Origin of the sequence: Rhizobium sp. BK049 (assembly GCF_014193135.1) — a bacterium.
Lineage (GTDB): Bacteria > Pseudomonadota > Alphaproteobacteria > Rhizobiales > Rhizobiaceae > Rhizobium.
Map to the genome: position 1 here is coordinate 36,756 of NZ_JACHYV010000032.1, position 21,632 is coordinate 58,387.

The following is a 21,632-nucleotide window of genomic DNA, read 5'->3' on the forward strand; positions in this document are numbered from 1 at the left end:
ACGCCCTTCAAGCCTCTGTTCATTCTATCTATTTGCGCCTTCTGCCGTCAGGCCCAGCACATCCCGCATGCCATATTCGCCGGGTGCGCGCCCTGCAATCCAGCGGGCGGCGGCAAGCGCGCCGCGGGCGAACATGCCGCGATCGAGAGCCGAATGCGACAGCGTCACGACTTCCTCGGCGGCGGCGAAAAGGACGCTGTGTTCTCCGACGATCCCGCCGGCGCGCAGGACGGCGAAGCCGATCTCGCCGGGCAGTCGCTCGCCGGTGACGCCGTCGCGCCCACGCCGCTCGACGGATGCGAGGGAAACGCCGCGGCCCTCGGCGGCCGCTTCACCGAGCATCAGCGCCGTACCGGACGGCGCATCGATCTTCCTGTTGTGGTGGGCTTCGAGGATTTCGATATCCCAGTCATGCTCGGGAAGAGCGCGCGCCGCCTGGGCGACGAGGCCGACCAGCATGTTGACGCCGATGGAGAAGTTGCCGGAGCGCAGGATCGGAATCGTTTGGGCGGCGGCTGCGATCCTTTGGATATCATTTGGCTCGAAACCTGTCGCTCCAATCACCAGGGCCGGCCCGCCTGCCGAGGCACAGAGGCCGGCGAGTTCGGCGGCGGCATTTCCCGTCGTGAAATCCAGGATCACGTCGGCGGCAGCAATTGCGGCCGCACGGTCGATCAACCCTTCACCGGCGGAGCCGGGGCGGCCGATGCCGCCGATGACGACAAAAGCCGGATCGGCCGCGAGCAGCGGCAGTATGGTGCGACCCATGCGGCCGTTCGCGCCGGCGACGGCTATTTTGACAGGGGAGGTCACGTGTTTTCCTTGGCTGGAATATTTACGATGGAGCGGCCGCTTGCATCCGGGGTTCGCGCCGGAACGGCATTCTGGACCTACCGCAATTACGCTGCCGGCGTAAAGCAGGGGATTTGTTGCGACCGTCCCTGTGAACGACTGGCCTTACCAGTTGCCGGGATCGGCGGTGTGATCGATGCTGGCGAATTCATCAGCCTTGTTCCGGTCGAGATTTACCTCCATGGTCACCTTCGTCTCGTCGGTGACCGAGTAGCGGTCAGGGACAGGTCCCTTCGAAAGTTCCTGATACAGGAGCAAGGCTGCCTCCTCGGCGGTATCGGCCTCGATCTCGCGGGTGAGGGTAACGGTGAACTTGTGCATGGCTTCGGCCCTTTCAATCGCGCGCAGACGATGCTTGCCACTCTGACACCCTTTTGCGGCGAGGACGCAAGGCCGTTGCCGAAATAACATGCATAGGCTGGAGAAAGGCGATCTCTCTCTTATTTCAGTAGAATTGCAAACCAAGAGGGAAGGACCGCCGCAATGGCAAAAAACACGATCTGCCTATGGTACAACAAAGACGCTGAAGACGCGGCCCGCTTTTATGCCGCGACGTTTCCCGACAGCGCGGTGGGTGCTGTCACTCGGGCGCCGGGAGATTATCCTGACGGTAAGCAGGGAGATGTTTTGGTTGTTGAATTCACTGTCGCGGGTATCCCTTGCATCGGTCTGAACGGCGGCCCTGCATTCAAACACAGTGAAGCCTTCTCGTTTCAGATCGCTACGGAGGATCAGGAAGAAACCGATCGTTTGTGGAACGCCATCGTCGGTAATGGCGGCCAGGAAAGCGAGTGTGGCTGGTGCAAGGACAAATGGGGTTTGTCCTGGCAGATTACACCGCGTGTCCTCTCAGAAGCGCTCTCGGCGGGTGGTGATCAGGCAAAGCGTGCATTTGACGCGATGATGTCGATGAGAAAGATCGATGTCGCGGCGATCGAGGCGGCTCGGCGCGGTTGAGGCGCCATCGCCCGCCCGAGGCCGACAGATGTCGGGCTGTCAGAACCAGAGATCGCGTACGCAGCGCCCGTCGGAGGGAAGATCTTTGAATGTGTCGAGCCCGTCGAAATGATCGATGGGGAGATCGGCGACGAGTTCCGGCGGTGCAAGCCGCATGTTGACCGCCATGCGGCGGCGGCCATTCTTTTGCAGGCGCAGACCGCGCCAACTCAAGACGCAGGCACAGGATGGGCAGAATAAGATCTCAAGCGACGACGCTGCCCTGCCGGACCGGGTATAAGAGGCGGTCTGGCCGATAAGGGTGATCCGCTCTCCTTCGTAATCATAGGCCCAGAGCGTGCCGTAGCGTCGGCAGAGGGTGCAGTTGCAGGCGGTGATCGATCCCGGATCGCCTTCGAAGGTCCAGCCCGTCTTGCCGCAATGACATGAGCCCGTCAGCATGAGCGCTCGGATCCACTTCCCCGTTCAACGGCTGCATCCTGCCTCAATCACGCAACGACCGCAATTGGCACTTCGATCGCTCGGCCGCTGCCTTTCACGGGCCTGTGGCCGTTCCGAGGGGTGGTCATCGCCATGGCGCTGACGTCGATGGCGGTGAAGCAATCAATCTGACAGTCATCTGGGGCATTCGGCGACCATCGACGGCGTAACGACTGGAGGCTTCATTCCCGAAGACAATCGAGTAACCATCGCCGGCTCGCCTGAAGGCTGACCGAATGACCTACGGCGGCAACAAGGCCTCTCCTCAAAAGACCTCTGCCCTATAGGTCGAAGTGCCCGCGGGCGGAAATCCGGTCCTGCGAACGCGTCCGCGATCAGCCGGTGGATGGAATATGGCCGAGCACACTACGGGGTCATGGTCGATATCGACTTCGGTCAAATGCAAGGGCCGGCTGACGGCGCTGTGGGTCTCGATAAGGGCCGAATTCGTCGTGCCTATTCCACAAGCCCGAAGATCGGACCATAGCCGCCATGCCAGGACCAATCGTTGCGGTCTAATGCTGGATAGTAAAGCCCAACACCTCGTCCGCCATCGAGAAACAACGCGTCAGGGCATTGCAGTCGGTCGCGGAAGAGCCGTGCGAAATCGTGGAAATTGACCCCGTCTTCGCTGATTGCGAAGCGAACCGCGCCACCCGCGCAGACGCCGACCCCGCTTCGGCGGGTCCGGTCTGTCGAGCCGGGGATGAAGATCGGGTTCAGCTTGCCGGCGATGACGAGCATTGGGCCGGACTGCGTGGCGAACCGCACCTTGGGGGCACGCCTCAGAAATTCATCGGTCGGGAGTATGTCGGCGCCCACTTCACCAAGAAAGAACACGCCGTTCGGTTTCTTGTAGAAATTCGGCACCTGACCGGGGGGGCCTCCGGCCCCTGCGGTATTGGCGGATTTCAATTCTCTGGCGTTTTCGACATATAGTCCCATCGGCGAAAAATCGGCCCGGTACATTCCGGCATTGATGGCCAAGGCCAACGTTTTCCCCTCGGCGCGAACGGCTTCGGCCAAGCGTGAAAAAGCGCGGTATGGTTGGCCATCGGCGCCCTTCCAGAACAGGCGCAGGTCGGCTTTTCCTGCTTCCAGCGTGCAAACGACGTACGCCGCTTGGTCGAAAGTTTCCTGTTCGCATGGCTCTGCATGCGCCTGAGGCAGGAATGCCATCATTGTCGCCAGCATCATGGCCGCGGCGAGCATGGCTTGTTTGAGATAGGGCATTGGTATCAGAATAGTCATGACGAGATATGATTTCCTATCGTGCGGCCGCAGCGCCGGGTTTTTCATCGCCATCGGCGACGGCCGGAATAGGAATTTTTACCGGTACAGCAACGATTGTCAGCCGGGATGAGTATCCAAGATTTCTCGTGAAACGCGTCCTGCCTCCTTCTTCTGCTGGAACGAAACGATAGCGTCATGCTCTTCTTCTCCCGCTGGCAGAAGAAGTGGATCAGACCGATGAGGTGGGAAGGACTCTCAGCGGCAAAACGCCTCCATCATCAGAACCCAGGCACCCGGCAAAGGTGGGAACATTCAATCCTACCAGGCGGTACGGGCGGTGCCGAGCGCTGTTGTATGAGAGGATGAGACGTGGGCGACGTGCGCCTTGAGCGATACGACGCAGTTTCCGGGAAAGCTAAGTTTGTGCGCCGTCAAGTGCTTCAGCAGCGCTTCTGCGTCGCGCTTCTCGGTCAACGGAAATGTCACAGTCATGCGGGTTCCTCAACGAACATACTGAGCATCTGCGGAAATTAATGGTTAAATTCTCTTGCGCCGCAACAAGAAAATTTGAATGATAAAATTAAAATCGATTAGCTTTTGGTGGGGTTTTTAAAATCGTTTGAATTAGCTTCCTCGGTTTCCCATGGGTGGGGCAGTAGTTCGGCCGCGCGAGCGAGATCCGCATAGTGCGCTCCAACAAGCACTCGAAGCGTTAGGAGCAATGCCTTCGATGAAGGCATTGGTGGATGCTGAGAGATGGCGCTGCCGAGTTAAGATCAGCCGCTCACCGTGTATGGCGGGCAGCCCAATTCCTGAGCCGCAGTCCATTGAGCTTGATGAAGCCTTCGGCATCATGATGATCATAAGCGATGGAACTTTCCTCGAAGGTGACGAGGTCGGCGGAATATAGTGAGCAGGGCGAGCTGCGGGAAATAACCGAGGCGCTTCCCTTGTAGAGCCTGACCGTCACCTCGCCGTTGACGAGGGCCTGGCTTCGGTCGATCAGCGCCTGCAGCATGTGCCGCTCGGGCGCGAACCAGAAGCCGTTATAGATCAGCTCGGCGTAGCGGGGCATGATCTCATCCTTCAGATGTGCGGCGGCACGATCGAGCGTGATCGACTCGATCCCGCGATGCGCCGCAAGAAGGATCGTTCCTCCCGGCGTCTCGTACACGCCCCTCGACTTCATGCCGACGAAGCGGTTTTCCACGAGATCGAGCCGCCCGACGCCATGCCGGCCGCCGAGGCCATTGAGTTCGGTGAGCAGTGTTGCCGCCGTCATCGCCTGGCCGTTCAGGGAAACCGGGTCGCCGCTCTCGAAACCGATGGTGATGGTCTCGGGGGTATCAGGGGCGTCGAGCGGATCGACGGTGCGCTGGTAAACATAAGCGGGGGCGATCGCCGCCGGATCTTCGAGAATCTTGCCTTCGGTCGAGGTGTGCAGCAGGTTGGCGTCGATCGAGAACGGCGCATCGCCCCGCTTGTCGCTCGGCACAGGGATCCGATGCTTCTCGGCATATTCCAGTAGCTGGGTGCGGGAGCGGATGTTCCATCGACGCCATGGAGCAATGACCCCGATCGACGGATCGAGCGCATCGACGGCCAGTTCGAAGCGGACCTGGTCGTTGCCCTTGCCTGTCGCGCCGTGGGCAACGGCGTCCGCGCCGACCTCCCGGGCTATGGCGACCAGATGCTTGGCAATCAGGGGCCGGGCGATGGAGCTGCCGAGGAGATACTGACCCTCGTAGAGGGTGTTGGCCCGCAGCATCGGAAAGACAAAGTCGCGGACGAATTCCTCACGCAGGTCGACGATGCGGACATCCTTGACCCCGAACATTGCCGCCTTCGACCGCGCCGGCTCGAGTTCTTCGCCCTGACCCAGATCGGCGGTGAAGGTCACGACCTCGCATCCGTAAGTCTCCTGCAACCATTTGAGGATGATCGAGGTATCCAGCCCGCCCGAATAAGCGAGCACGATTTTCTCTATTTTTTTCGCCACCAGTCCCTCTCCGATTTGACCAATGGAACAATAGGCCAGCTCATACGCAATGAGCTTGCGAAGCTTCCTGAGAATTGCGAAGATTTGGCATGTTATGCCGTTCCAAGATAAACTGGGGCCATGAAATGCCAATCACTTTGGACTCGATCGATCGGCATATCCTGCGGGTGCTTCAGCGTGACGGGCGTATTTCGAATGTCGAGCTGGCAAAAGAGGTGGGGCTGTCGCCTTCGCCCTGCCTGCGCCGCGTGCGCCTTTTGGAAGAGGCTGGGATCATCGATCGCTACGTCGCCGTACTGGATCCGGCCAAGGTCGGAGCAGGGCTGACGGTTTTCGCCCGCGTGTGGTTCAAGACCCAGGATGCCGAGGTCACGCTGCGGTTCGCCGAAGCCGTCAGGCGCTTTCCCGAGGTGATGGAATGTTACCTGACGGCAGGGGAGTGTGATGCCGTGCTTCGGATCGTCACTGCCGATCTGCACAGCTACTGGCGTTTTCAGGCCGACCACCTGACACGCATTCCGAGCGTCCTCAACGTCAAGACCGATGTGCCGATGGAAACACTGAAGCGGAGCTTCGAACTGCCGTTGCGGTAGCGTTCTAAGGCATTGCGCTTCGGAGCCATATAGCGCGGGGCGACCAGCCCCGTCCTTCGAGGCTGCTACGGGGCGCCTCGGGGTGAGGCTGGAGCGGCGCGGACGGCGGCGATCCGCCGCCTGCGCTTCATTCGGCAACTATGCTTTCAGCGCGGCGGCATAGTCGGCCACGTAGGACTTCAGTGAGCGCGGGCCTTGCCGGTGAGCGTCTCGACGTCGCCGGTCAAGACGGCCGTCCAGTTCTGGCGGACGGGATAGAAGATTGAAGCGAGAAAGCTTGCATAGCCGGCCGGCACGCCAGCCCTCGTCAGCATTTCGATGAAGGCCTCGTCGGAGACGGCGTTATAGGTGACGGGCTTGCCGATCGCTTCGGAGAGGATGGCGGCGGCTTCGGCATAGGAGAGCGCTTCCGGGCCGGTCAGGTTGAAGGCCTTGCCGTCGAAGGACGAGGAGGTGAGCGCTGCCACGCCGCTTGCCGCGATGTCTCGGGCGTCGATGAAACTCGACTTGCCTTCGGCGGCGGGAAGCGCGATCTGGAGTGGTCGATGCCTGGTTTCCAGAAGGTGTGGAAGTTGTCGGAAAACCAGTTCGGGTGCAGGATGACATAGGGCGTGGGGATACGGTTTCGGCACTCGCTCACTGGGCGGAGCAGAAATGGACGCAATCTTTGCGGCGCAGCATGCGTATGATGAAAGGGATGCCGATTGATGGTGCCGGCGCTTCGACGTAAGCAAGATCTGTTCCGCGACTACGCAGTCCTCATCCTGCGCAGGCGTGCTGCGCACCACCGCCATGCGGGCGCAACGACGTAGCCGACGGCCGGGATTGTCGCAAGCCCGAGGAGGATGCCGACGAGACCTGAGCCGGCAGCTTGGACCAGCCAGGAAACCACGCCGCTAACGGCAGGCATTGCGTGCGCGGCGCCTTCCCCGGCATCGTGGAGCAGATGGCTCAGCCAGGCAAAGCCAAAGCTTTCGGCGCCATGCGCAATGATGCCGCCGCCGACCCAGATCATCGCCGCCGTCCCGATCAGACCCAGCACCTTGAGAAGATAGGGCATGCCCTGCACAAGGCCGCGCCCGAGCATGCGCGGGAACGCGCCTGTCCGGGAGCGGGAAGAGCGCTGGACAAGCCAGAGGCCGAAGTCGTCCGCCTTTACGATCAAGGCGACGACTCCGTAAACGGCCGCCGTGATCAGAGTACCGACCAGGGCGAGAATCAGCGCCTGCGTCGCCAGACCCGAATCGGACAGGGAGCCGAGGGTGATCGCCATGATCTCGGCCGAGAGGATGAAATCGGTTCTGATGGCGCTCGCGACCTTTTCGTCCTCGAAGGTCTTAGGGTCGATGCTGACCGTCTCGAGAGCGTGCTCATGGGCATGGGCCGCGTGCGGCACGACGAGTTCGTAGACCTTTTCGGCGCCTTCGTAGCAGAGGTAGAGCCCACCGAGCATGAGCAGCGGCATCACGGCCTGCGGCACGAGCAGGCTAAGGACGAGTGCGGCCGGCAGGAGGAAGACCAGCTTGTTCTTGAGGGAACCGATGGCGATCCTCGCGATGATCGGCAATTCGCGCGCAGCCGAGAGGCCGGTTACATAACGCGGCGTGACGGCTGCGTCGTCGATCACGACGCCGGCGGCCTTGGCGCCGGCTCTGCCCGCCTGGGCAACCACGTCGTCCAGAGAAGCGGCGGCCACCTTTGCAAGCGCTGCGACATCATCAAGGAGGGCAATCAGGCCGACACTCACAAGTAAACCTCTCATTCAGGGACAATGACGGCGAGAATATCCAATCGGGCGGCAGCCGGAAAGGGGCGCCTCTATGGATGCTTGGCCGTGCCTGACCGAAAGGTCAGGTGGTCACCCGGCCGGGACGGGTCCGTGGCGTAGGTGGGATTTCCTGCCGTGTGCAAGCGAGCCGCTCATTCAATCTGGACATGAATGTGGTCATCATGACGCGCGGCCCGGCAGCCCTGGAAGCGGACATGGGTGTCGGTGATGCCAAGCGTATTCTTCAGATGCGGCTCGATGAAGATCTTCTGCAAGCCAAAGCGCGCGACGCCTTCCGTCGTCAGCCAGGCGATCGCTTCCGCGGTGCGCTGCTCCTCAATCTGGTAGTCCGGGAAGAGTGGCTGCAGGGCGTCGAAATCCCAACGCGTGGTGAGCCAGTCGTGGCGACCCGCGCAGGGCAGTTCGTCGCCCGGGGCGGGCTCCTCGAAGGCAAAATAGCCGATCGGGGAGCGTGTGGCGCCGTTCAGGAAGGCGCCCTCGGCATCTTTGTAATAATAGGCGAAATCGAGTTTTTTGCCGTAGGCATGAGAGAGATGCGGCAGCAGCGGAAAACCGTCGACGAAGGGAAAGTTCGCATCCAGCGCGACGGTAACGGTACCGGGAAACTGCTTATCCATGTGGGCGGCGAGTGCCCCTGCCAGATCGCGCAGTTCAGGCGTCACGTAGTTGCGGTTGAGCGCGCAGTAGATCGGCGAGCGGATGACCAGCGGATCGGCGGTGCCGACGAAGCAGGAAAGCGGAACCCGGCCAAACGCGGGCGCGGTGAGGTGCGCGACGAAGGTGCCGTCGGCGTAGAGAAGCAGAAAGAGCGCGAGGTTGGCGGCAAGTCGGCGCAGGCGCAAGGTGGGTCCGACGGCAAGCGTTATCAAATAGGTGAGGCTGCCGATTTGGGTGAGCAGCGTCAGAATGATGACGATCAGAGCGTGGAGGATAAAGCGGAGCACGGGGCAGCCTTGTGAAGGGGGGTGCGTTGCCATAGGTGAGGGAGTGGGAATGCGCAAGGCGGTCGGCGCACCCGCCTGACACTTCGAGTTTTGGCAGCCAGCGGTCTCGGGATGGCAAAACGGCTTATGTCGGCTGCCGAGACGATCGCCCGCGAGTTGTCCATCCGGCTCCTGCGTTTGGATACCAACAGCGCGCTCTCCGAGGCCCAGCAGCTCTATCACGGCACCGGCTGGACCGAGATCGAGCGGTTCAATGACGATCCATAGCCGGATTTTTTCTTCGAAAAGCGTCTTTGAGCGTGACCGGCTTTGTCCGGAAGTGGCTGCGATGGTGCTGTGCGATGCTTGTGCGCGGCCTCACCGTTGATGCCATTGCGGACATCCAAGGGTGAGGGCGCGGAGCCGGTGCGAATATCCTCAGACGCGCATCGACAACTCGATGTCCTCTTCGAACGGGACCGACAGATAGCCAGCGGCGGCGGAGCGAACGCGGGCGAGATATTCGGGGCTGAGGTCGGCATTGTCAGCGACGATGAGGGCGCCCGGTCGAAGTCGGTCTTCCACCAGTTCCAGGATGTCACGATAGAGGCCCTTGGCGCCGTCGAGAAACAGGAGGTCGATGGTATCAGGAAGATCGGTGCCGAGGGTGTGGAGGGCATCTCCCTCACGGATTTCGACAAGGTCGACGAGGCCGCCAGCCGTCAAGTTTTCGCGCGCTCGCCTCAACTTCGACGGTTCGAACTCGCTGGTGATCAGCCGGCCGCCGCCATTGTCGCGCAGTGCTGCAGCAAGATGGAGGGTCGAGATGCCGAAGGATGTGCCGAACTCGATGATCGTTTGAGCACGGCAGCTGCGCGCCAGCATGTAGAGCAGCGTGCCGGCCTCGCGCGAGACAGGAAGCCAGAGATCCTTCAGTCGCCCGTAAAGGTCGAGATATTCCGTCTTGCTGCTGATCAGGCGCATCCGCTCCTCGCTGGAAAGCTCGGATATGGCGGGGCTCGTCGCCGCGGCGGCTTCTTCGAACAGGCGGTCGAGGAGAGGCGCGAGTGGCGCGGTGGTCAGTGTCGTCATCGGAGGGCTCCTTGGAATGATGAGGGTCTTGCGCTGGGTGAAAAATACGAATAATCCCTCGCATTTTCTAATCGCATTGCGGAGAGCCGCCATGAGCGACCGGCCAAGTACCCGGATTTCTTCACGAAAGCAGCCTAAGCAGGCCCGCTCGACGGAGCTCGTGGCGGCGATCCTCGATGCTGCTGCTCAGGTTTTGGCGCGTGAGGGAGCCCATCGCTTCACCACGGCGAGGGTAGCGGAGAGGGCGGGCGTCAGTATCGGTTCGCTCTACCAATATTTCCCCAACAAGGCGGCAATCCTCTTCCGGCTGCAGAGCGACGAATGGCGGCAGACGAACGGCATGCTCGCCGATATTCTTGCCGATGCACAACGACCGCCGTTCGAACGGCTGCGCAGCCTTGTTCACGCCTTTCTTCGCTCCGAGTGTGAGGAGGCGGCGATGCGAGTGGCGCTTCACGACGCAGCGCCGCTTTATCGCGATGCGCCGGAGGCGCAGGCGGTGAGGGCGTCGGGAGACCGCATCATCGGGCTGTTCATGCAGGAGGTGCTGCCATCGGTCCCGGAGGCAAGCCGGGCACTTGCCGGTGACCTGATCGTCACGACGCTCGCCACGGTGGGCAAGCAGTTCTCGGAGGCTCCCCGAAGCTTGAGCGAGATCGAAACCTACGCGGAAGCCATGGCCGACATGTTCGCAGCGTATCTTGAAAAGCTCGAATCCGGCCGGGACGCGGTGAATTCCTAACAAACGACCGCAACACGGCAAATGAGAGGCTTTCTGCGAGCCGGCCACGGATTATCGCAGCCCCTGTCACGGCGCAGGGGCAGCCCTGATGGACCGATTTCGGATTCCTATTGGTGACCCAACTGCTTCGACAGTTCGGCAAAAAGCCGGTCGCGGGCCGTGTTCATCTGCACGAGATCGACGGCAACGGTGATGGCGCGGCGTCCTTCGAGGCTATTGATGTCGAGCTTTTTCTCGCAGCACCATTGCCGAACGGCATCGGTGACGATGGTTATTTGGCTGTCGTCGAGTGAAATAAGCGACAAGAGCATCTTCCGTACCCTCAATGAAGCGGCAAGAGCACGACGGTCTCTCAAGCGGTCGTGCCGATGATCCGATGGGCCGATGACGCGTACTCTACGCTCATTCTGCAGCAATGCCACAGCTATTTGGACACGCTTAGTTGAGGACCGGTCGAGAACAGGACTGCTGAGCGTTATGGTCCGCTGAGGCAATCCGGATGTCGCAGATAGTGAATGCCGAGATAGGCGATCGAGCGGGAAAAGCTTCTGAAAACCCTGGCGTTGCCTGTCCGGGCTAATCCGTAAGACTTCTGCTCGGCTAGGCTCCGTTTGATCCGCACGGACGAGCGTCTGCTATAATCGCGACGATCCCCGGTCGCATGGCCTGGCCGAACTTTGCGAGGCGTCAGATGACTGACGTTCAGGAACGGCTCCTTGAGAGCAAGATGACCGAGATCCAGCAGGCCCGGTCCTGGAGCCCGCGGGGCCTCGCAAAATTCGAAAACCTGATCCGCAGCGGTGACGATCTGTCCCTCTACCGGATCAACCCGCTGGCTTTCGCGCACGACGTCGCCATTTCGGAGGCGGAAAGCATCGATCTCTTTCTCTATGCGACGCGCAGCGGTTTGTTCGAGATGAGCTGGGACGTCGTATGTCCCCAATCCGGAATGGTGCTCGATAGTTTCGGCGCCTTGAGAACGCTGAAGACTCACTATGTCTGCGGCCTATGCGACGTCTCCGGCGAAACCGACCTCGACGATTTCATCGAAGTCACGTTCACAGTGTCGCCGCAGCTGCGCCGGCTGTCTTTTCACGATCCCGGCTCGCTCTCGGTCGAGGATTTTCACTGGAAGGCACGGTTTCTCAGCGATGCGCGGCTGCCCGGTCAGCAGGTCCGCTTCCTCGACGTCCTGAAAGGGCTGGTGCGCGGCCTTTCCTTCCTGACGCCGGGTTCAGTTACGACGATCAGGGCTGAACTCGGCCCAGGTGCGCTCGCTGGCATCAATGTGGAGACCCAGGCGAGCTTTGCGCTGCCGGTGACAGGACAGCCCGTTACGGCGCCGGCACTCCTCAGAATCGGGTACGACGGTCGGCATTTTTGCCCTTCGTCCTCAGCGGTTCGGCCCGGCCCGGTCATCGTCGAAGTCGAGAACTCGGCTGCCGCGCGCGGCTCACTACTCCTCATCAACTGGCCGCCCGAGATCCTGGCGCAGACCACCAAGCCTGTTCTCGATTTCGATCCTTACATGTCGGGCGGGATGCTGCTTGCGCGCCAGACTTTTCGGAGGCTGTTTCGCTCCGAATGCGTTGATGAAAGGGAGGGCCTCGGCATTCGCCAGGTGACGCTTCTCTTCACCGATCTCAAGGGTTCGACCGCGATGTACGAGCGGCTCGGCGACCTCAATGCCTATGCGCTGGTGCGCGAGCATTTCGCCCTGCTCGGCGCCACGGTGGAGGAGCATTCGGGCGCGATCGTCAAGACGATCGGCGACGCGGTGATGGCGGCCTTCTCCCGCCCGAGCGACGCCATCTCGGCTGCTCTGCATATGCTTGAAGAAATTGAGCGCTTCAACGGCGAGCATGGCGATCCCAGCATCATCCTGAAGATCGGCGCCCATTGCGGTCCGTCGATCGCCGTGACCTTGAACGACAACCTTGATTATTTCGGGCAGACCGTCAATGTCGCGGCACGGGTGCAATCATTGGCCGAGGCCGGCGAGATCTGTCTATCCGAAGCCCTGTTTTCGGCGCCTGACGTCAGCCGGCTGCTCTCCGGACACAGGGTGGTCGCCTCCGAGGCTCCGCTTCGGGGCGTCGAAGGGATGGCATGCGTCTACCGGGTGATGCCGGCCCAATTCCAAGTCCGTTGATTTATGAAAGTCGTTATGAAGATGGACGACCGCGCGATGCATGTGGAGAAGCCTATATAAAAGCGCGGGCAAAATGTGACGGGATCGACGCGAGGCGAGACGGCGATGGCAGACGCCTGGTTCTGACGCCGGAAGAAATATTCTTCCGGCGATGCTCACGCTGGAGATCGCCGGACTGAACCGGGGGCTCGGTTATTTCGCCAGTACGACATGCGTGGCTTTTTCGCTGGCGGCATGCTCGATGACGCCGAAGCCCAGAGCAGGAAGGTCGATGCCTGCAAACATCGCTTCGCCCTTGCCGAGCACGACGGGCGAGACGGCGAAATGCAGCTCGTCGATCAGACCCGCCTGCAGATATTGGCGGACGGTCGCCACCCCGCCGCCGATCTTCACATCCTTATCGCCGGCCGACGCCTTCGCCCGGTCGAGTGCCTCATGAATACCGCCGGTGACGAAATGGAAGGTGGTGCCTCCCTCCATGACAAGCGGTTCGCGTGGATAATGGGTGAGGATATAGGTCGGCGCGTGGTAAGGCGGGTTCGGACCCCACCAGCCTTTCCAGGCATCGTCGGGCCATTCGCCGCGGATCGGGCCGAACATGTTGCGCCCGAGAATGAAGGCGCCGAAATTGGCCATGGCGCGGGATGCGTAATCCTCGTCGATACCGGATGAACCGTCGTCCTTACCCATCATCGCGCGGAAGGTGCGCGTGTGGAAGAACCACTGAAACATTTCCGACCCGCGCTTTCCGAGCGGATCATTCAGGCTTTGCTCCGGCCCGGCGCCGAAACCATCCACGGAAACGGAAAACCCCGTGACGCGCACCTTAGACATGTTTTCCTCCATCTGATTGCGATTTGAAACTAGTTGTTATCTCGCACGAGTGATCCTATAATGCAACTGGTTTCTGCAGGAGATGCTTCGTGGATATAGAATCGCGGTCCGGCTGTCCGATCAACCTGACGATGGAGGTGCTCGGCGACCGATGGAGTCTGATTATTATCCGCGACATCATGTTCGGCAACCGCCGGCATTTCCGCGATCTGCTCAATCATTCGGAGGAGGGGATCGCCTCCAATATCCTGGCTGCCCGGCTGAAGCGGCTGCTCTCGCTCGGCTTCATCAGCAAGCGGGACGATCCGAGCCACAGCCAGAAAGCAATCTACAGCCTGACGGAACCGGCAATCCAGCTCGTTCCCCTGTTCGCCATGATCGGCGCTTGGGGCAGGCGTCACCTGCCGGTGAGCGAGGACCTCAGCATTCGCGCCGAGTTGCTGGAAGAGGGCGGACAGCCGCTCTGGGACGAATTCATGGAGGATCTTCGGCGGATCCACATCGTCGATCCGATCGGCGGGGCAAACGGGACGGTGACTTCGCCGGTGCTGGCGAAGCTGACGGCGGCATTTCTGGAGGTGCGGGAGAAGATGGCGGCTGAGGTGGCGTGATTTAGGCGAAGGGTGGTGGTGGAAGGTGTGCGTTGCGACTAACTAATCTTGTCGCTTTGATCATTGACTCGTGGGGCTGGGTTATGATCGTTTTCAACCTTCCAATAGGGTTTTCCTGTTGTTGCTTACGTTTTCGTAAGTCCATTTCAATCCCCATCGGCATTCCTGCCTGTTATAGTCGCTCCCAATCCGCTCTTTCAGATTGACTTGCAACGCCTGGCCGTCGATTTCACCGGTGATCGAACCTGTCCTTCCTTATCGCTTGATACAAGTTCGAATTCTCCGGCTCGGCCGTCTGGACAGTCGATCCCCCTCGATAAATTCGCTCACCGGTCTCCAGCTTCCATCGATTTGTTTCCCCGCGCGTTTCCGAGGTGGGCGATGCTTACGGCCTTGCTGGGAAATCCAACAGTGCGGTGTCTCCTGATGTCATAGGTCACCTTGCAAATGCGGCCGCTCGGAAGGTTCGATGCCGGCTAGACAGCACGACGGAAAACCGCTGGGAAGCATTTACGTACCAACAAAAAGCCCCGCACGTAGATGCGGGGCCTTTGCAGTACTGACGACTGAATTTACCGGCACTGACGGCGCGGGCCGTAGTTCGGCTGGTAGGTGTTGTCGTAGGCTCGGTAGGACCGGTAGCGGGCGTAGCAATATTCAGCATGCGAGCTGTAGCCACGTGAACTGTAGGCGCCCGGCTGCGACGCGATGATGCCGCCGATGAGGGCGCCAGCCGCCAAGCCGCCAATGATAGCGCCGGTGTTGTCGTGGTGGTGGTGGTGCCAGCGGTGGTCATAACGGCGATCCCAGCCGTAGCGGTCGTCTCGGTAATAGTCGCGATCGCGGTGGTAATGGCGTCGCGGATACCACCTGCGGCCATTGCTGAACTGGCCAGGGCAGTTCGTGAAGTTATTGCAGCCGACCGCGATGATCCGAGCATCGCCGCCCCCCGTCTCCGGCAGCACCGCCTGTTGTACCGAGCTCGGCACAAAGACTGGGCCTGCAGATGCGGGCATTCCTGAGAATGCCGTCGCAATCGACAGGGCAATGATGGCGAATCTTTGCATGTTACTCACCTTAGGTAAACCGATGTATCAGGGATAACGTTGCGGGAGGGATTTGGTTTCATTTTGGGATGGATTCACCTTCCGTGGCTGAATATTCAGGGAAAAGTTCAAATTGAAAGAAGATGTCCAATTAGATCTTTACGGGGAAGCTCGATGATCTCGACGTAGCGGCGTTGCGGCGCCGGGGTAGGAAGGATCATTATGCAGCTCTCCAGAATTTTTGGCGTTCTCTGTCTCTCCACCAATTTGGCGCTCGCGCCCCTCAACACCATCTTTCCAGATCTCTCGCCAGCTTTCGCCAAGGGCGGCAACGGCGGCGGAGGCGGTGGTGGTAACGGCGGCGGCGGTGGCGGTGGCGGAAGCGGCGGCGGCGGCAGCCATGGCGGCGGCAGTGGAAGCAGCGGCAGCCATGGCGGCGCCGGCAGCAAGAGCAGCGGCGGAAAGGATAGCGCCAGCTCCAGCGGCAAGACGACCGGCAGCCGCAGCGCGAAGAGCTCGGGCAAGTCGGTCGAGGCCGGGAAGACGAAATCGACCAAGCAGACCGTCAGCACGAAAGGCGCGGCCAAGAAGACGACTATCGCCGCAGCGCCTGCGACTAGGCCCGCGAAGAAGCCCGCGGCGGAACTCGCGGGACTGAATTCGCTGAAGCGCAATTACCACGCGCTGATGAATACCGCGGACCCAAAGATGGCAGCGATCGCGGCGTACGCTACCGCTTACGCTCAGTATGAGCTGGCCAACGGGGTTGCCCCGCCGGCGGACGATCCTGTTCTCGGCGACGCCGCTCTGACGACAGCACTGGCTTCGGCGACCAAGACGGGCACGCTCAGCCCCGAAGCTTTGGCCTGGGCTAAGGACACGCTCGGCATCGGCACGGCTATCGGCACGATCGACCAGATGAGAGACGCGTTGGCGGCTGCGGCGCCGGTCGCGGAAGAACCAATGGCGGAGACCCCGGCGACGGAGACTCCGGCAACCGAGACTCCGACTGGCGACACCGCCGAGGGCAGCGAGACTACAGATCTTAGCGCAACCGCGGAAACGCCGGAAGCCGAGACGGGCAGCACGGAAGAAGTATCGGGAACGACCGAATCGGCGCCGACTGTAGATTCAACCGAAACCTCGGCCACAGCAACGAGTACCGAGGCGACTGGCCTCTAAATCACCGGAAATGGCTAGCGTATCGGTTCGAAATCGGAATAATTTCCGGGCCGATACATGGATCAAATTGTTAGCGCGCTTTTGTGCGTCTGAAACGAGGATCACCCGCAGGGTGTCGTGAGGAAACTGACGCGTGCCGTCAGACTCGCTTCCCGCCGGCAAGCAGTCGAAGCTGGTCCTCATCATGCACACCTTGCCGATAAAGCTCGATAATCAGGGCTCCGAGACGATCGGCTTCTCCGCCTGCCCTGTCGATATCGAGCCCGCTACACAGGGCTTCATGCACGCGCCTGCAAATATCTAGATCTGCGGAGGCGAGTGGTTCGTCACGCGTGCTGAAAAGCTTGTCTGACATCGCACCAGCCCTTTTGGGATGCCGTGAATCGGTATTGTGCAAAAAAGATAATTTCGCAGCCCTTGCTTCGCAAGATGGGCGAACGTCCGAAATCAGAACAATATGGGAGCCGCGGCAAGACGCGGCGCCGGGGTGGAGCTGAAATCAATCGGCGCCTCGGCCGGACGAAATAGGCGGGGCAGAAGATCTCTATTTGGCCGCGGGATCCTTACCGCCCTGCTGCGACAGGCGCAGCTCTTTCAGGCGTTTGGTCTTTTCCCGGCGAGCCCGCTGCTCCGCCTCGATGGTTTCCTTTGCGGCACGCTCGGTATTTTCGAAACGGTCCTGCCGGTAAGCCTTTGATGAGGGTTCACGTTCTCTTTTCATGGCCGCTAAACGCAAATCGACGAAAACGGTTTCATGATAAAACCGTTTTGCCAAAAAGCGGCGCGGCCGGCGGGCGCATCATCAGCGCCCGGCGACGTCGGATCAGCCTTTGATAAAGGCGAGGATGTCGGGATTTATGATATCGGCATGGGTCGTGCACATGCCGTGCGGAAATTTCTCATAGACCTTGAGCGTCGCATTCTGCAGGAGCTTGGATGAAAGCAGCGCGGAGTCGGCGATTGGCACGATCTGGTCGTCGTCGCCATGCATGACGAGGCTCGGCACGGTGATGATCTTCAGGTCTTCGGTGAAGTCGGTTTCCGAGAAGGCTTTGATACCGTCGTAATGCGCCTTGGCGCCGCCGATCATGCCCTGGCGCCACCAATTGTTGATGACCGGTTCCGACACTTTCGCACCCGGTCGGTTGAAGCTGTAGAACGGGCCGGCGGGAAGGTCATGATAGAATTGAGCGCGGTTGGCAGCGAGCTGCCTGCGCAGGTCGTCGAAGACTTCGATCGGCAAACCGCCGGGATTGGCTTCGGTTTTCACCATGATCGGCGGTACGGCGCCGATAATGACGAGCTTGGCGACCCGGCCCTGCGGCTGACCGTGGCGGGCGACATAGTGGGTCGCTTCGCCGCCGCCGGTGGAATGGCCGACATGGACGGTATTCCTGAGATCGAGATGCTCGACGACGGCTGCGGCATCGGCAGCGTAATGGTCCATGTCGTGGCCGTCGGCCACCTGGGTGGAGCGGCCGTGGCCACGCCGATCATGGGCGACGACGCGGTAACCCTTGTCGAGGAAGAACAGCATCTGGGCGTCCCAGTCGTCGGAGCACAGCGGCCAGCCGTGATGGAACATGATCGGCTGGGCGCTCTTCGGCCCCCAATCCTTATAGAAAATCTCAACGCCGTCCTTGGTTGTGACTGTATTCATCTCATGGCTCCTTATAAATTGGACTGACTAAAAAGGCTGCTGCAGGTGGGATTGGCAGCGCCACGAGCGCCGTGACGCCAATGACGGGACAAGAAAGTCGCGCCGGGGATGGAAGTACTTATTGAATGCCTCGTTCTACTTTATTGATATGACAGAAGTTTGCATGATCAGTTGCCAGGACGCTCAGTGCCCTGTTAACCGGCGACGGCGACGCAATAGGGCGGTCCTTGCCCGACTGCTTCGCGCTGCGACTTCCTTGATCACGGTAGCTCGGCAGCGCAGTGAAGGCGGCCGAGTTAACGGGCAATGTCCGCAATGAGCCACTTTATTCCGGTTCGTGCAATCTATACGTTCGGCTAGGTGTGTTTCGCCTTCGATCATGTTGTTCCGGATGCAGCGTGCTGGCGCTCACTTGAACGGGGATCGACGCCCAACCATCTAATCCTCACAACAACGCCATAGCGACGATCGCAACTGCGATTGTTTTGCCGGCGGCGGGACGGCCGTCTGCCGCCTGAGGATCAGAACATGGGTTACATGGATAAGGATATAGTGCCCCAGAATGACGGGGCGCTGATCGATGCCTATTCGCAATCGATCGCAGCGGCAGTCGACACGGTCGGCCCGGCGGTCAGCCGGATCGAGCGGGTGGGTGGCCGGCAGGGGCACGGGTCGGGCTTTGCCGTCTCGCCCGACGGCCTGATCATTACCAACAGCCATGTCGTCGACGAGGCCAAGGTGGTTCGCATCACGACGCCTGACGGATTCGTCACCGAAGGCCGGGTGCTCGGCCGCGATATCGATACCGATATCGCTCTCATTCGCGCCAATGCCAGCACCGGGGCCTGGGCGAGGCTCGGCGATTCCCAGCGGCTGCGCAGGGGCCATATCGCGATCGCGATCGGCAATCCGCTGGGCTTCGAATGGACCGTCACTGCCGGAATCGTCTCGGCGCTCGGCCGATCGATGCGGGCGGCCAGCGGCCGGCTGATGGAGGATGTCATCCAGACCGATGCCGCGCTCAATCCCGGCAATTCCGGCGGGCCGCTGGTGTCTTCCGGTGGCGAGGTTATCGGCGTTAATACCGCCGTCATCCAGGGCGCACAGAGCATCGCCTTTGCCGTGGCATCGAACACCGCCAACTTCGTGGTGTCGGAGCTTCTCCGCTATGGCCAAGTCAGGCGCGCCTTCATAGGCATAGCAGGCGACACGATCGTGTTGCCGCGCCGGGTTGCGCTCGCGGCGGGTACGGTTCAAACGACATCCGTCCGCGTCCGCAGGGTCGAACCGGAGGGGCCGGCTGCAAAAGGCGGGCTGCAGGAGGGCGATTACATTCTCGCCATCGACGGTAACCCGGTCGGCGGCGTCGACGATATCGTCAGACTGATGGATGGCAGCAGGATCGGCAAGGAGACGGAAATCCTGGTGTTTTCGGTGTCCGGCCGGATCGAGAAGAAGATATTGCTGCCGATGGCGCGGTCATAACCATTGGCTGGTTTCATAGCTCGGTGAGCGCACGGATCGGCATTGCAGCTATCTCCACGCCCGCAGACCAGCCTGTCGGGGCTGCCTATGGAGATGGCGCTGATGCGAGCGCCTACGGGTCGCGCAACCACCCAAGCAGGCCGCTGCGACAAAGGTATAACGCTACGTCAGGCGCTCACCGCCTCCGGCTCCGTCCCGGAAAAATCCACTGCCGCGAAGGCCGCCGCCAGTACCTCCGGCCCGGCACCGTTTTTTGCCGCGTCGGTGGAGAGGATCTGACGGTAGCGCCGCGCCCCGGGAAGGCCGGTGAACAGGCCGACCATGTGGCGGGCCACGTGCTGCAGCCGGCCGCCGGCGGTGATATGGCGCTCGGCATAGGCCATCATCCGGTCGCACAGCGCCTGCCAGTCAGGCTCGACCGCCGGCGCGCCGAAGAAGCGCCGGTCGACGTCAGCGAGGATCGCCGCGTTCTGGTAGGCGGCCCGGCCGAGCATGACGCCGTCGACATGGGCGAGGTGCTGGGCGGCCTCGTCGAGTGTGCGGATGCCGCCGTTGATGCCGATGAACACATCGGGCCAGCGCTGTTTCATCCGGTAGACGATTTCGTAGTCGAGCGGCGGGATCTCGCGATTCTCCTTCGGGCTCAAGCCCTTCAGCCAGGCCTTGCGAGCATGGATCCAGATCGCGTCGGCGCCTGCATCGAGAACGCGGGTGATGAGTTCCGGCAGCGCCTCTTCCGGCTCCTGCTCGTCGACGCCGATCCGGCATTTCACCGTCACGGGCGCGGTCGCGACCGCCTTCATCGCCGCGACGCATTCGGCCACCGTCTCCGGCGTCAGCATCAGGCAGGCGCCGAAGGTGCCCGATTGCACGTGGTCGGAGGGGCAGCCGACATTGAGGTTGATCTCGTCATAGCCATAGGGTTCGGCGATTTTCACCGCCTCCGCAAGTTTGGCCGGGTCCGATCCGCCAAGCTGCAGCGCCAACGGACGTTCCGCCGGGTCATGGCCGAGCAACCGCTCGCGCGGGCCATGGATGATGGCGTCGGCCACCACCATCTCGGTATAGAGCAGCGCCTCCCGGCTGATCTGGCGGTGGAAATAACGGCAATGCCGATCCGTCCAGTCGATCATCGGGGCGACCGCAAATATCGGCCTCTTCTCAGTCATCGACGGTCCATTGTTCCTTGTAGCCGCGGCGCCTCAATGTTGGCGCCCTGCGAGATCATCATTAAAGGCGCATATAACACCTGGCCTTGCGATCGACAAATCCAAGCGTGGCAAACAAAAACGGCGCCCCTTTCAGAGCGCCGTTCCTGCCGCCGAAGCGATAATCTAGCTTACGAAGCCGAGATGTTGACAGCCTTCGGGCCCTTGCCCATGCGGTCCGGCTCGGTGTCGAAGGTAACCTGCTGGCCTTCGCGCAGCGACTGGATGCCAGAAGCCTGCAGCGCGGAGATGTGGACGAAAACGTCCTTTGCGCCGCCGTCCGGCGTGATGAAACCAAAACCCTTGTCCTGGTTGAAGAATTTTACGGTGCCTTTGGTGGCCATTGGGATAGTCCTTTTCCCTTAGTCTGTGTTTATCCGCGCCCCCGAGAGGAAGCGGACGGCTTTAGCTTTCGTCCCGATTGGGGGTGGGGACGAAGGGTCAGTCGGAGAAGTCACGTACGGGGAAAGAACGTCTACGCAGGCGGGTATTCCCGCGCCCCTTCCGTAACGGAAGAGATACCACATCAGTCCAGTCACCGGCATGCAAATGCCCGAGTAGGTGGATTGGTGCCATCATTTCGGTCAAAATGCAAGCGTCAATATTGTGGCATGACCTTGATAATGACAGGAAATGCCGAAGATTCAGATACTTGACAAAAAGTCAGCGGATCCTTGCGCCGACGTGCCATATCGGGATTCCGTGCCGAAACGGGATGAGGCGCGCTTCGGTGGCCGCGCATGGATTTTGCGGAGCGGCGGTCGAAGCGGCAGGCCACATTGATCAGCCCTCAT

Annotated in this window: 24 protein-coding genes and 2 pseudogenes; 8 read left to right on the plus strand and 18 right to left on the minus strand. The window is 60.9% G+C overall.

Translation table 11 applies throughout. The features are described 5' to 3' along the window. Nucleotides 1-24 precede the first annotated feature (24 nt). Both dapB and FHT70_RS26410 read right to left on the minus strand, forming a co-directional pair. A complete protein-coding gene (gene dapB / locus FHT70_RS26405; protein ID WP_183705892.1) occupies nt 25-813 on the minus strand; it encodes a 4-hydroxy-tetrahydrodipicolinate reductase in 789 nt (262 codons plus the stop codon). Between the two features lie 144 nt (nt 814-957). Further along, nucleotides 958-1,173, minus strand: a complete 216-nt coding sequence (locus tag FHT70_RS26410) for a hypothetical protein (RefSeq protein ID WP_183705893.1) — start codon at nt 1,171-1,173, stop codon at nt 958-960. Between the two features lie 162 nt (nt 1,174-1,335). Here FHT70_RS26410 and FHT70_RS26415 point away from each other — a divergent pair, with 162 nt between their 5' ends. Next, a complete protein-coding gene (locus tag FHT70_RS26415; protein ID WP_183705895.1) occupies nt 1,336-1,809 on the plus strand; it encodes a VOC family protein in 474 nt (157 codons plus the stop codon). 39 nt (nt 1,810-1,848) lie between these two features. On the opposite strand, the gene FHT70_RS26420 is transcribed toward FHT70_RS26415, so the two are convergent. The 4 genes from FHT70_RS26420 to FHT70_RS26435 all read right to left on the minus strand — a co-directional run bounded on the left by FHT70_RS26420 (nt 1,849) and on the right by FHT70_RS26435 (nt 5,521). Further along, nucleotides 1,849-2,250, minus strand: coding sequence for a GFA family protein (locus FHT70_RS26420; protein ID WP_183705897.1), 402 nt, complete (start codon nt 2,248-2,250; stop codon nt 1,849-1,851). A gap of 495 nt (nt 2,251-2,745) precedes the next feature. Beyond that, nucleotides 2,746-3,522, minus strand: a complete 777-nt coding sequence (locus FHT70_RS26425; protein ID WP_183705939.1) for a phosphodiester glycosidase family protein — start codon at nt 3,520-3,522, stop codon at nt 2,746-2,748. A gap of 318 nt (nt 3,523-3,840) precedes the next feature. Further along, complete coding sequence (locus tag FHT70_RS26430) at nt 3,841-4,014, minus strand: hypothetical protein (RefSeq protein ID WP_176536321.1); 174 nt, start codon at nt 4,012-4,014, stop codon at nt 3,841-3,843. Between the two features lie 292 nt (nt 4,015-4,306). After that, the gene (locus tag FHT70_RS26435; RefSeq protein ID WP_183705899.1) at nt 4,307-5,521 is read right to left on the minus strand and encodes an argininosuccinate synthase; all 1,215 of its coding nucleotides are present in this window, start codon (nt 5,519-5,521) and stop codon (nt 4,307-4,309) included. Between the two features lie 125 nt (nt 5,522-5,646). Between FHT70_RS26435 and FHT70_RS26440 the strand changes: the two genes are divergently transcribed. Next, nucleotides 5,647-6,114, plus strand: coding sequence for an Lrp/AsnC family transcriptional regulator (locus tag FHT70_RS26440; protein WP_183705901.1), 468 nt, complete (start codon nt 5,647-5,649; stop codon nt 6,112-6,114). 138 nt (nt 6,115-6,252) lie between these two features. Here FHT70_RS26440 and FHT70_RS26445 read toward each other — a convergent pair. The 3 genes and pseudogenes from FHT70_RS26445 to FHT70_RS26455 all read right to left on the minus strand — a co-directional run. Beyond that, nucleotides 6,253-6,727: pseudogene (locus tag FHT70_RS26445) on the minus strand (SDR family NAD(P)-dependent oxidoreductase); the annotation flags it as partial. Nucleotides 6,728-6,862: 135 nt separating this feature from the next. Continuing rightward, nucleotides 6,863-7,861 carry a DUF808 domain-containing protein gene (locus tag FHT70_RS26450; RefSeq protein ID WP_183705903.1) on the minus strand — a complete coding sequence of 333 codons (999 nt, stop codon included), beginning with the start codon at nt 7,859-7,861 and terminating at the stop codon, nt 6,863-6,865. Between the two features lie 173 nt (nt 7,862-8,034). Continuing rightward, nucleotides 8,035-8,847, minus strand: coding sequence for a hypothetical protein (locus FHT70_RS26455; protein WP_183705941.1), 813 nt, complete (start codon nt 8,845-8,847; stop codon nt 8,035-8,037). A gap of 93 nt (nt 8,848-8,940) precedes the next feature. Between FHT70_RS26455 and FHT70_RS26460 the strand changes: the two are divergent. Continuing rightward, nucleotides 8,941-9,114 (plus strand): annotated as a pseudogene (locus tag FHT70_RS26460) (PadR family transcriptional regulator); the annotation flags it as partial. Nucleotides 9,115-9,264: 150 nt separating this feature from the next. On the opposite strand, the gene FHT70_RS26465 reads toward FHT70_RS26460, so the two are convergent. Continuing rightward, nucleotides 9,265-9,918: a class I SAM-dependent methyltransferase gene (locus FHT70_RS26465; RefSeq protein ID WP_183705905.1), complete on the minus strand. Its 654-nt coding sequence runs from the start codon at nt 9,916-9,918 to the stop codon at nt 9,265-9,267. Between the two features lie 91 nt (nt 9,919-10,009). Between FHT70_RS26465 and FHT70_RS26470 the strand changes: the two genes are divergently transcribed. Next, nucleotides 10,010-10,660: a TetR family transcriptional regulator gene (locus FHT70_RS26470; RefSeq protein ID WP_183705906.1), complete on the plus strand. Its 651-nt coding sequence runs from the start codon at nt 10,010-10,012 to the stop codon at nt 10,658-10,660. Between the two features lie 107 nt (nt 10,661-10,767). On the opposite strand, the gene FHT70_RS26475 is transcribed toward FHT70_RS26470, so the two are convergent. Then, the gene (locus FHT70_RS26475) at nt 10,768-10,971 is read right to left on the minus strand and encodes a hypothetical protein (RefSeq protein WP_085778553.1); all 204 of its coding nucleotides are present in this window, start codon (nt 10,969-10,971) and stop codon (nt 10,768-10,770) included. A 380-nt stretch (nt 10,972-11,351) separates the two neighbouring features. On the opposite strand from FHT70_RS26475, the gene FHT70_RS26480 reads away from it, so the two are divergent. Further along, the gene (locus FHT70_RS26480; RefSeq protein ID WP_183705908.1) at nt 11,352-12,812 is read left to right on the plus strand and encodes an adenylate/guanylate cyclase domain-containing protein; all 1,461 of its coding nucleotides are present in this window, start codon (nt 11,352-11,354) and stop codon (nt 12,810-12,812) included. A 192-nt stretch (nt 12,813-13,004) separates the two neighbouring features. Here the strand turns inward: FHT70_RS26480 and FHT70_RS26485 are convergent, their stop codons facing one another. After that, nucleotides 13,005-13,646 carry a dihydrofolate reductase family protein gene (locus FHT70_RS26485; RefSeq protein WP_183705910.1) on the minus strand — a complete coding sequence of 214 codons (642 nt, stop codon included), beginning with the start codon at nt 13,644-13,646 and terminating at the stop codon, nt 13,005-13,007. An 89-nt stretch (nt 13,647-13,735) separates the two neighbouring features. Here FHT70_RS26485 and FHT70_RS26490 point away from each other — a divergent pair, with 89 nt between their 5' ends. Further along, nucleotides 13,736-14,257, plus strand: a complete 522-nt coding sequence (locus FHT70_RS26490) for a helix-turn-helix domain-containing protein (RefSeq protein WP_183705912.1) — start codon at nt 13,736-13,738, stop codon at nt 14,255-14,257. A gap of 572 nt (nt 14,258-14,829) precedes the next feature. On the opposite strand, the gene FHT70_RS26495 is transcribed toward FHT70_RS26490, so the two are convergent. Continuing rightward, nucleotides 14,830-15,324: a BA14K family protein gene (locus FHT70_RS26495; protein WP_183705913.1), complete on the minus strand. Its 495-nt coding sequence runs from the start codon at nt 15,322-15,324 to the stop codon at nt 14,830-14,832. 201 nt (nt 15,325-15,525) lie between these two features. Here FHT70_RS26495 and FHT70_RS26500 point away from each other — a divergent pair, with 201 nt between their 5' ends. Then, nucleotides 15,526-16,485, plus strand: coding sequence for a hypothetical protein (locus FHT70_RS26500; protein ID WP_183705915.1), 960 nt, complete (start codon nt 15,526-15,528; stop codon nt 16,483-16,485). Between the two features lie 139 nt (nt 16,486-16,624). On the opposite strand, the gene FHT70_RS30510 is transcribed toward FHT70_RS26500, so the two are convergent. From FHT70_RS30510 to FHT70_RS26515, 3 genes are all read right to left on the minus strand, one after another. After that, nucleotides 16,625-16,840 (minus strand): hypothetical protein, encoded by a 216-nt coding sequence (locus FHT70_RS30510; RefSeq protein WP_085778548.1) that lies wholly within the window; start codon nt 16,838-16,840, stop codon nt 16,625-16,627. Nucleotides 16,841-17,029: 189 nt separating this feature from the next. Next, nucleotides 17,030-17,260 (minus strand): hypothetical protein, encoded by a 231-nt coding sequence (locus tag FHT70_RS26510; RefSeq protein ID WP_082240303.1) that lies wholly within the window; start codon nt 17,258-17,260, stop codon nt 17,030-17,032. Between the two features lie 48 nt (nt 17,261-17,308). Then, on the minus strand, nt 17,309-18,145 hold the full coding sequence (locus tag FHT70_RS26515; protein ID WP_097600046.1) for an alpha/beta hydrolase: 837 nt from the start codon (nt 18,143-18,145) through the stop codon (nt 17,309-17,311). Between the two features lie 528 nt (nt 18,146-18,673). On the opposite strand from FHT70_RS26515, the gene FHT70_RS26520 reads away from it, so the two are divergent. After that, nucleotides 18,674-19,630, plus strand: a complete 957-nt coding sequence (locus tag FHT70_RS26520; RefSeq protein ID WP_183705918.1) for a trypsin-like peptidase domain-containing protein — start codon at nt 18,674-18,676, stop codon at nt 19,628-19,630. 167 nt (nt 19,631-19,797) lie between these two features. Here the strand turns inward: FHT70_RS26520 and dusA are convergent, their stop codons facing one another. Then, complete coding sequence (dusA, locus tag FHT70_RS26525) at nt 19,798-20,799, minus strand: tRNA dihydrouridine(20/20a) synthase DusA (protein WP_183705920.1); 1,002 nt, start codon at nt 20,797-20,799, stop codon at nt 19,798-19,800. A gap of 170 nt (nt 20,800-20,969) precedes the next feature. Next, nucleotides 20,970-21,182, minus strand: a complete 213-nt coding sequence (locus FHT70_RS26530) for a cold-shock protein (RefSeq protein ID WP_003540801.1) — start codon at nt 21,180-21,182, stop codon at nt 20,970-20,972. Between the last annotated feature and the right edge of the window lie 450 nt (nt 21,183-21,632).

Bases quoted from the DNA above. Each gene is read 5' to 3' on its own strand.
- FHT70_RS26420 (WP_183705897.1), bottom strand. From the start codon at position 2,250: ATGCTGACGGGCTCATGTCATTGCGGCAAGACGGGCTGGACCTTCGAA.
- FHT70_RS26495 (WP_183705913.1), bottom strand. From the start codon at position 15,324: ATGCAAAGATTCGCCATCATTGCCCTGTCGATTGCGACGGCATTCTCA.
- FHT70_RS30510 (WP_085778548.1), bottom strand. From the start codon at position 16,840: ATGTCAGACAAGCTTTTCAGCACGCGTGACGAACCACTCGCCTCCGCA.
- FHT70_RS26480 (WP_183705908.1), top strand. From the start codon at position 11,352: ATGACTGACGTTCAGGAACGGCTCCTTGAGAGCAAGATGACCGAGATC.
- FHT70_RS26475 (WP_085778553.1), bottom strand. From the start codon at position 10,971: ATGCTCTTGTCGCTTATTTCACTCGACGACAGCCAAATAACCATCGTC.
- FHT70_RS26520 (WP_183705918.1), top strand. From the start codon at position 18,674: ATGGGTTACATGGATAAGGATATAGTGCCCCAGAATGACGGGGCGCTG.
- FHT70_RS26410 (WP_183705893.1), bottom strand. From the start codon at position 1,173: ATGCACAAGTTCACCGTTACCCTCACCCGCGAGATCGAGGCCGATACC.
- FHT70_RS26425 (WP_183705939.1), bottom strand. From the start codon at position 3,522: ATGCCCTATCTCAAACAAGCCATGCTCGCCGCGGCCATGATGCTGGCG.
- FHT70_RS26415 (WP_183705895.1), top strand. From the start codon at position 1,336: ATGGCAAAAAACACGATCTGCCTATGGTACAACAAAGACGCTGAAGAC.
- FHT70_RS26500 (WP_183705915.1), top strand. From the start codon at position 15,526: ATGCAGCTCTCCAGAATTTTTGGCGTTCTCTGTCTCTCCACCAATTTG.
- FHT70_RS26530 (WP_003540801.1), bottom strand. From the start codon at position 21,182: ATGGCCACCAAAGGCACCGTAAAATTCTTCAACCAGGACAAGGGTTTT.
- FHT70_RS26470 (WP_183705906.1), top strand. From the start codon at position 10,010: ATGAGCGACCGGCCAAGTACCCGGATTTCTTCACGAAAGCAGCCTAAG.
- dusA (WP_183705920.1), bottom strand. From the start codon at position 20,799: ATGACTGAGAAGAGGCCGATATTTGCGGTCGCCCCGATGATCGACTGG.
- FHT70_RS26430 (WP_176536321.1), bottom strand. From the start codon at position 4,014: ATGACTGTGACATTTCCGTTGACCGAGAAGCGCGACGCAGAAGCGCTG.
- FHT70_RS26515 (WP_097600046.1), bottom strand. From the start codon at position 18,145: ATGAATACAGTCACAACCAAGGACGGCGTTGAGATTTTCTATAAGGAT.
- FHT70_RS26440 (WP_183705901.1), top strand. From the start codon at position 5,647: ATGCCAATCACTTTGGACTCGATCGATCGGCATATCCTGCGGGTGCTT.
- FHT70_RS26485 (WP_183705910.1), bottom strand. From the start codon at position 13,646: ATGTCTAAGGTGCGCGTCACGGGGTTTTCCGTTTCCGTGGATGGTTTC.
- FHT70_RS26465 (WP_183705905.1), bottom strand. From the start codon at position 9,918: ATGACGACACTGACCACCGCGCCACTCGCGCCTCTCCTCGACCGCCTG.